This is a genomic window from Streptococcus sp. DD13, assembly GCF_001578875.1.
Taxonomy (GTDB): Bacteria; Bacillota; Bacilli; order Lactobacillales; family Streptococcaceae; genus Streptococcus.
Genome location: NZ_KQ969507.1, coordinates 192,605 through 200,090, shown reverse-complemented (window position 1 = coordinate 200,090; position 7,486 = coordinate 192,605). Strand labels below are relative to the sequence as shown.

At 41.2% G+C, this 7,486-nt stretch carries 6 protein-coding genes; 1 reads left to right on the top strand and 5 read right to left on the bottom strand.

Annotated features, from left to right (window positions below; genetic code table 11):
• Positions 1-86 precede the first annotated feature (86 nt).
• From STRDD13_RS07205 to STRDD13_RS07185, 5 genes are all read right to left on the bottom strand, one after another.
• The gene (locus tag STRDD13_RS07205; RefSeq protein ID WP_067103511.1) at positions 87-989 is read right to left on the bottom strand and encodes an ABC transporter permease; all 903 of its coding nucleotides are present in this window, start codon (positions 987-989) and stop codon (positions 87-89) included.
• A 15-nt stretch (positions 990-1,004) separates the two neighbouring features.
• On the bottom strand, positions 1,005-1,964 hold the full coding sequence (opp4B, locus tag STRDD13_RS07200; protein ID WP_067103509.1) for an oligopeptide ABC transporter permease: 960 nt from the start codon (positions 1,962-1,964) through the stop codon (positions 1,005-1,007).
• A 1-nt stretch (position 1,965) separates the two neighbouring features.
• The gene (locus STRDD13_RS07195) at positions 1,966-2,910 is read right to left on the bottom strand and encodes an ATP-binding cassette domain-containing protein (RefSeq protein WP_231852581.1); all 945 of its coding nucleotides are present in this window, start codon (positions 2,908-2,910) and stop codon (positions 1,966-1,968) included.
• On the bottom strand, positions 2,907-3,908 hold the full coding sequence (locus tag STRDD13_RS07190; RefSeq protein ID WP_067103505.1) for an ABC transporter ATP-binding protein: 1,002 nt from the start codon (positions 3,906-3,908) through the stop codon (positions 2,907-2,909). The genes STRDD13_RS07195 and STRDD13_RS07190 overlap by 4 nt, the downstream gene beginning before the upstream one ends.
• A gap of 205 nt (positions 3,909-4,113) precedes the next feature.
• Positions 4,114-5,847 (bottom strand): oligopeptide ABC transporter substrate-binding protein, encoded by a 1,734-nt coding sequence (locus STRDD13_RS07185; protein ID WP_231852579.1) that lies wholly within the window; start codon positions 5,845-5,847, stop codon positions 4,114-4,116.
• A gap of 239 nt (positions 5,848-6,086) precedes the next feature.
• Between STRDD13_RS07185 and STRDD13_RS08540 the strand changes: the two genes are divergently transcribed.
• A complete protein-coding gene (locus STRDD13_RS08540) occupies positions 6,087-7,322 on the top strand; it encodes a serine hydrolase (RefSeq protein WP_067103501.1) in 1,236 nt (411 codons plus the stop codon).
• Positions 7,323-7,486 lie beyond the last annotated feature (164 nt).

The following is a 7,486-nucleotide window of genomic DNA, read 5'->3' as shown; positions in this document are numbered from 1 at the left end:
TTGATTCCCAGACCAACAGGACATTTATGTCATGGTAATAAAAAAATCTAGCAGCTTAGCTGCTAGATGGGGGGGATAAAAGTTTATTAACCTAATCGTTGACGTGCATCGGCTACCCTTTGGAAAGCCTGTCCTACATAGTTAATGCAAAGCATCATGATAAGAATAAATATCGCTGCAGGCAACCAAATCCAAGATTTATTTTGCAAAACATCTGCTGTCCGGGCGTAAGCGATCAAGGTTCCAAGACTTGGAACTTTTGCTGGCAACCCAAATCCAAGATAAGTAAGAGAGGTCTCGATTCCGATATTTCCTGCGAAATTAAGAGTCAAGTTAACAATTACGAGCGAACTGATATTTGGTAGAATCTCTCTTACCATAATTTTGAAATCACTTGAACCTAATGTTTTAGAAGCACTGACATAGTCTAGGCTAGCTTCTGAAAGAACTCGCGTCCGAAAAAGACGAGCTTTCCCAGTCCAATAAAAGGCACTCATGATTAGGATGAAATGGTAGATCGTGTAATTGGTTACAATGGTAACAAATACAATAATCAACATTAGAACTGGTAAGATCATAATGAAATCGACGATACGCATCATGATTCCATCTACTCGTCCTCCATAATATCCTGATATCAGACCAACAGAAATTCCGATAAGCGTCGTGATGATCGTGATTGAAAAGCCAATTAAGATTGAATTTCTCGCACCTAAAATGAGTTGAGCTAGTACATCACGTCCCTGCGAGTCCGTTCCTAAAACATGACCGTTAATTCCCGGAGCTAAATTTCGTCCACCTAAGCTAACCCGCATAACTTGATCTTGATCAAAGAAGAGAGCCCCTATAAAAACACCGATTAGCAGAGCTACTAAAATGATAACAGCCGTTAGGGCCACCTTATCTTTTAAGAACTCCCGAGTAATGACTTTAAATCCTGTCGGGTTCTCCTTCTTATTATCTTTTTTTATCTTTTTATCTTTACTCACTTGTTTTCCTCACTTCTATTTGATTCGAATGCGTGGGTCAACAATACTCATAATGATATCAGACAGGAGAGTTCCCACCAAGGTCGCAACTCCGAACATCAAAAGGAGTGCCAACATTACAGAGTAGTCCCGTTGTGAAATCGAGTTAATAAACAGTTGCCCAATTCCAGGATAGGTGAAGATGCTTTCGATAAAGACAGATCCACTAATCAATCCTGTAATTTCATATCCTAGGAAAGACGCGATTGGTAATAGTGAATTTCGGAAGATGTGTCGGTTGTATACTACACGCTCTGGGACCCCTTTGGCACGAGCTGTCCGAACATAATCTTGAGACTTAGCATCGATAATACCTGTTCTTAAATATTGAATCGTAGTCGTTGTGGACAGAATCGCAAGAGTCACTGCCGGCAATATCATATGGTGAAGTCGGCTCCACAAGTCCGCTAGTCCACTTAAGCCTGGATCGACAGATCCCCGAGTTGGGAACCATCCTAGATTATACCCAAATAGCCACAACATCAAAATTGCAAATACGAAGGTTGGAGTTGAATACGTCAGGAAGTTATAAATAACAATAATTCGATCGGCAATCGAGTTTTGATATCGACCAGCGATAACCCCAAGAGGTAAGGCAATCAAATAGGTAATGATAAGCGTTACAAGTGACAACCAGATGGTGTTATTGAGACGTTGACCAATAACCGTTAGCACGGATTGCTTAAAGACCACACTCTGTCCGAAGTTTCCTTGAAGAATATCTCCAATCCATCTGAAATACTGAATATAAATAGGGTCATAATAGCCTGCTTTAATCCGCATCTGCTCAATGACAGCAGGATCAATATTTGGATCTTGGCTATAGGCTGAGAAGGCATCCCCAGGCATCATCTTTGAAACAAAGAAGGCAATCACACTCAGGATAATCAATTGAGGAATCATCAAAATAATACGTCTTAAAACTGTTTTCCACATTTTAACGATTTCCTCCTTCTTTATAGGCTACTTTGTGAGTATCTGTTAATGAACGTAGATCAAAAACGCGACCTGTTTCATCATAATACTCGCTTTGTTTTTCAATATACTCTTTTTCAGCCGCTTTCCGTCGAGCCTTGTTAATTTCACGATTGGCAGGCTCAATGGTTGGAATAGCTGACAAAAGTCGCTTGGTGTAAATATGTTGTGGATCTTTGTAGATATCTTCTTTGACCCCAGTTTCTACAAATCGTCCACGATACATGATATATAGCTCATCACACATATGTTGAACCACCCCAAGGTCATGGGAGATGAACAGGTAACTCAAGTTGAACTCATCTTGAATTCGTTTCATGTAGTTCAAAACCTGGGCTTGCACAGACAAATCCAAAGCTGAAACTGGCTCATCTGCGATAATCAATTTAGGATTGGACGCCAAGGCGCGAGCAACTCCGATCCGTTGACGCTGTCCGCCAGAAAATTCATGAGGATATTTGACCAAGGCTTCTTCTGACAATCCAATCACATCTAGCAACTCTAAGACTCTTTTTCTTTCTTCTGTTGCTGAAAGTCGATCAAAGTTACGAATCGGTTCGGCAATAATATCCAGAATGCGCTTTTTAGGGTTAAAGCTGGATAGAGAGTCCTGGAAAATCATTTGGACATCGCGTTTAAAATTCGTCTTTGAACGTCTTTGCTTATTGGTCACATCCTGACCTTCGTAGCTAATCGTTCCTGAAGTCGCCTTTTCAAGGCCGATAATGGTCTTCCCGATAGTTGATTTCCCAGACCCGGATTCCCCGACAAGACCATAGGTTTTTCCTTCTTCGAAATGCAAATCAACACCGTCAACAGCGTAAACATGGTCTGTAATCCGGTTGAAAAAGCCACTGCGGATTGGATAATGGACTTTTAAGTCTTTTACTTCAATAAATGCCACTATTCTGTTTCCTCCTTAAATTCAAAGGTTTGATAGCATGTGCAACGAACAAAGTGACTAGGTCCAACCTCGTGCAAACTTGGATGGGCTTCGTGAGCCGACTCAGGGATCCACGAAATACGTGGAGCAAAGCGACAGCCTTCCCGAATCATATTGGTCAACGGAGGAACCGCACCTTCAATCACATGAAGCTCCTCTTCCTCACTATCTGCTTGAGGATTTGACTTCAGTAGAGAACGCGTGTACGGATGCTGTGGATTGCTAAACAACTCTTCTACCGGAGCCACTTCTACAAACTGTCCCGCATACATAACCGCAACGCGATCAGCAGTTTCTGCCACTACCCCAAGATCATGGGTAATCAAGATAATCCCTGCATTGGTCTCTTCTTGCAAATCATTTAAAAGATCCAAAATCTGTGCCTGGATGGTCACATCAAGAGCTGTCGTTGGTTCATCAGCAATAATAACAGGAGGTTTACAAGACAAAGCCATTGCAATCCCAACCCGTTGACGCATTCCTCCAGAGAGTTCATGAGGGTATTGTTTGTAGGTCCGTTGAGGATTCGGAATTCCAACCTGATCCAGCAATTCCAAAACACGTTCTTTTCGTTGCTCTTGGTTCATATCTGTATGATATACCAAGGCTTCATCAATCTGGGCACCAATTGTCATCAATGGATTAAGGGAAGCCAATGGATCCTGGAAAATCATTCCAATATCATTTCCACGAATTTGATTGTAGTCATGTTCGGCAAGACCAACTAGATTCGTGTCATTGTAGATAATTTCTCCTGAAATCTTTGTATTATTTGGATTGTGTAATCCCATAATGGTGGTTGCCAGTGTTGATTTTCCACAGCCAGATTCTCCGACAATGGCCAAAATTTCATTTTTTTTCAAATCAATGGACACACCATCCACTGCATCATAATAATCATCCCGAATGCGAAACCCGACATGTAGGTCTTTGATTTCTAATAGCGGCTTTTCGTTAGTCACGCGCTTCCTCCTTCTTATGCGTCTGTCGTCATTCAGTACTAGTATCAGACTCAAGAATTTATAATATATGGATTATTTTACCATAATTTTCAGAATTTAGCCGGTTTTTTTAAAAATTCTCGTTATTTTCTTCTGCCATTCCGAATAAGGGTGAATAAAAAGGAAGAAAGTAAAATCTTTCTTCCTAATAGGCTGACATCCTATCTTATTCTGCAATTCCTTTATCGGCAACTAATTCAAGTTTTTCAACAGTTGCTTTTTGAGAACCAGGGATTACATCATAGTATTTCACACGTTTGTTAACAGCCACGATGTCGTAGATTTCAAACAATGGCGTCGCAAAATCTTGCTCGAAGGCATATTTTTGCCAAGCTTTGTAGTTTTCAACCCGTTTTTGTTGATCCATAGATTCTGGAGAAACCAGCTTGTTCAGCAATTCAGTGTTTTCATCAGATACAAAACCTGTGAAGTTCATGTTGCTGGTTGATGGTCCCCAGAGACCAAGTGGCGCTGGGTCATAACCAGTACCGAAGGCACCGAGATAGATATCAATTCCTTTATCGAATGAACGCACATCCTCATAGAATGCATTCCGTTCCATAGTCTTACCAGTATACAATTCTACTTTGATACCGATTGCTTCCCATTTTTGAATATAATCTTGAATCAAGGCTTCAAATGAATCTCCACGTTGTGGGGCAGCAAGCGTCAATGAGAAGGCTTTTCCATTTGGATCTTCCCGGAAGCCATCATTGTTTGTATCCTTATATCCTGCTTCATCCAGCAATTCTTTTGCCTTGCTTTCATCGTATGTATATCCAGCTAGGTCGCTATCATGCAAATCTCCGAAGAATGAAATTTCAAGAGAGTTAGCTGGGGTCCACAAGCCATGGTACAAGGTATCTCCAGCAGACTTGTTATCAAGCGCATAAGACAAAGCCTGACGTAGTTTCACATCTGCCACTTTAGAACTTGGATTTAAAACATATTTGTCGTTTTCGATTTTACCTACTTTAAATCCAAGATAGTGAAGGGTGTTTGATTGAGATCCAACAATATCAATATTGCTCATCCCTTTGAACTGCTCATATTGATCAGCTGGGATAGAAGCGATATCGTAGTTTCCAGCTTTCATTTCAGAAGCAATGGTATCAGGAGAAACAACATCCACTTTCAATGTTTCAATTTTTGGTTTTCCACGGTAGTAGTTTTCGTTTGCTTCGTAAATAACGGACTCACCTGATACGATTGATTTGATCTTGTATGGTCCCATTCCTACCGCTTTCGCAGAACGAGCATATTCACTTGTTTCCCAGTTTTGGACTGGAATATCTTTGAAAATGTGCTTTGGAGTTACATAAAGTGGCAACCAACTACCATAGGTCATGGATGGGTTCATCTCTTTGTATTTCAGTTTTACAGTGTAGTTATCGACTTTTTCAATCCCTGAAATAGAAGAAGCTTTTCCTTCATGATAGGCATCCATCCCTTCGATTTGCGAAAATCCGTTAGAATAACGAACGCCAGGATAATCCTTGCTTCCAATTGCTTCAATCGTAAAGATGTAATCATCGATGGTGAATGGTTGGCCATCTGACCACTTATAGTCTTTACCAGTCAATGTTACTGTAACAGTTTTGTTGTCATTGTCAAACTCAGCTTTAGCCAAACCTTGGTCATTCAATTGACGGTTTTCATCTGTCGTGAACATAGTGGCATCAACAAATTGTGCAAAGCTTGAGTCTACTGCTTGAGTAACCAACTCGTCCATGAACAGACCTGTTGAACCAGTAGAATCAACGATAGCATAGTTCAATTGTGCTCCAGAAACAGCTGTTCCTTCATTCGTCACTTCTTGAGGGAAGTTCTGTTTGACGGTTGAACTAGAATCAGATGAGCTCTTGCTTCCACATGCAGCCAAGAAAGCTGTTGAAAGCAAAGCGACACCTACGAGTGCGAAACGGTTTCTTTTTTCATATTTCTTCTCCCTTAAAGAAATCGAATTGCTTAAACAATTCTTAAAGTAATGAATTCATTATAGCATTCGAAAAAAAACTTGTAAAGAGATTTTTGGCAATTTTTAGAAATTTTCTGACTATTCGTTCACTCTCCCAGAAATCGCTTCCAATTCTTTTGTCAACTATGCTATAATTAGATTAAAATCGATTGGAGAATGTTATGAAAAAAATGATTCTTTTTCTCTTTCTTCTTTGCACCTGTGCCGGTGTCCGAGTGTCCGCTACAGAAGTCCTTTTCTCTAGCAGTAGCCAACAAGCCCTTGCAATCGAGGCAGATACGGGACAAATCCTCTACAACAAAGAGAGTGACACCAAGGTTGCAATCGGTGGACTGACTAAGTTATTGACCGCCTATCTCATCTATGAGGATTTATCCAAGCATTCACTTGCTCTCAATACTCAGGTGAAGATTTCGGATTATCCTTACTATCTAACAGTCCACCCCAATACCACGAATGTGCTGTTAGAAAAACGGCTATATACCGTCGACCAGCTACTGAATGCCACCTTAATCGCCTCATCCGATAGCGCTGCTATTGCCTTAGCTGAACAATCAGCTGGATCAGAAAAACTGTTTGTAGATCGGATGCGCGACAAGTTGTCTTCTTGGGGGATTCAGGATCCCGTCCTCGTCAACGCTTCTGGCTTGTCCAATTCCATTTTAGGTGAAAATCGTTATCCTGGAAGCAAAGAAGACGATGAAAACAGATTATCAGCTAGAGATCTGGCTATCATTGCTCGGCATCTTTATCAGGATTTCCCCGAAGCCCTTAAAACCCTGGAAAAACAAAACATCTCTTTAGATGGACATACCTATCTGTCAACAAATAGCTTACTGAAGGACTTCCCTCATTATCGAGCTGGTGTTCAAGGTGCAGCTGTCTCCTACACAAAAACCGGAGGGGCCTCTTGTATAGCATTTTCCTCAGAGAATGATTCTCCCATTATTTCTGTCCTTCTCCATGCAAATGATTCTGACAGAGATGTAAACAGTCGCTTTACTGCGACCAATGAATTACTCAACTATATCCTCAATTCCTACCGTCGAGAGACGATTGTGGCAAAAGGTGAAGCGTATCATGGGAGTAAAGCATCTGTCTTAGATGGGAAAGAGGCCCACGCAGTGGCCGTTGCAAACCAAGATTTGTCTTACCTTCTTAAGACCGGTGAACAAGTTCCTACCGCTCATTTTGCGCAAGCCAAATCCCCATCGCTTGAAGCTCCAATCAAAGAAGGCCAAGAACTGGGAACACTAACGATCGATAGCAATCCCGCTTCTTTTATAGACAAAACATCCCCCTCTATCAAAATGATTGCAAAACATTCTGTTTCTCAGGTTGAATTTTACCACGCCTGGTGGAATCAATTTGTGCGCTATGTCAACGAACATCTTTAATCAAAAAAGAGGCTAGGACAAAAGTCCTAGCCTCTCCATTGTTTTTGGATTGTCGAGCAAGACGCAGTGGGTGAGTGGGCTCTACTCCGCTGATTTCATCCGCTTTTACAGCCCTACTCAAGTGTGCGGAGATGGGACGACGAAATCGAATTCTAACGAATGAC

What these genes read in the sequence shown, in the direction of transcription:
- opp4B (WP_067103509.1), bottom strand. Translation starts at nt 1,964, where the DNA reads ATGTGGAAAACAGTTTTAAGACGTATTATTTTGATGATTCCTCAATTG.
- STRDD13_RS08540 (WP_067103501.1), top strand. Translation starts at nt 6,087, where the DNA reads ATGAAAAAAATGATTCTTTTTCTCTTTCTTCTTTGCACCTGTGCCGGT.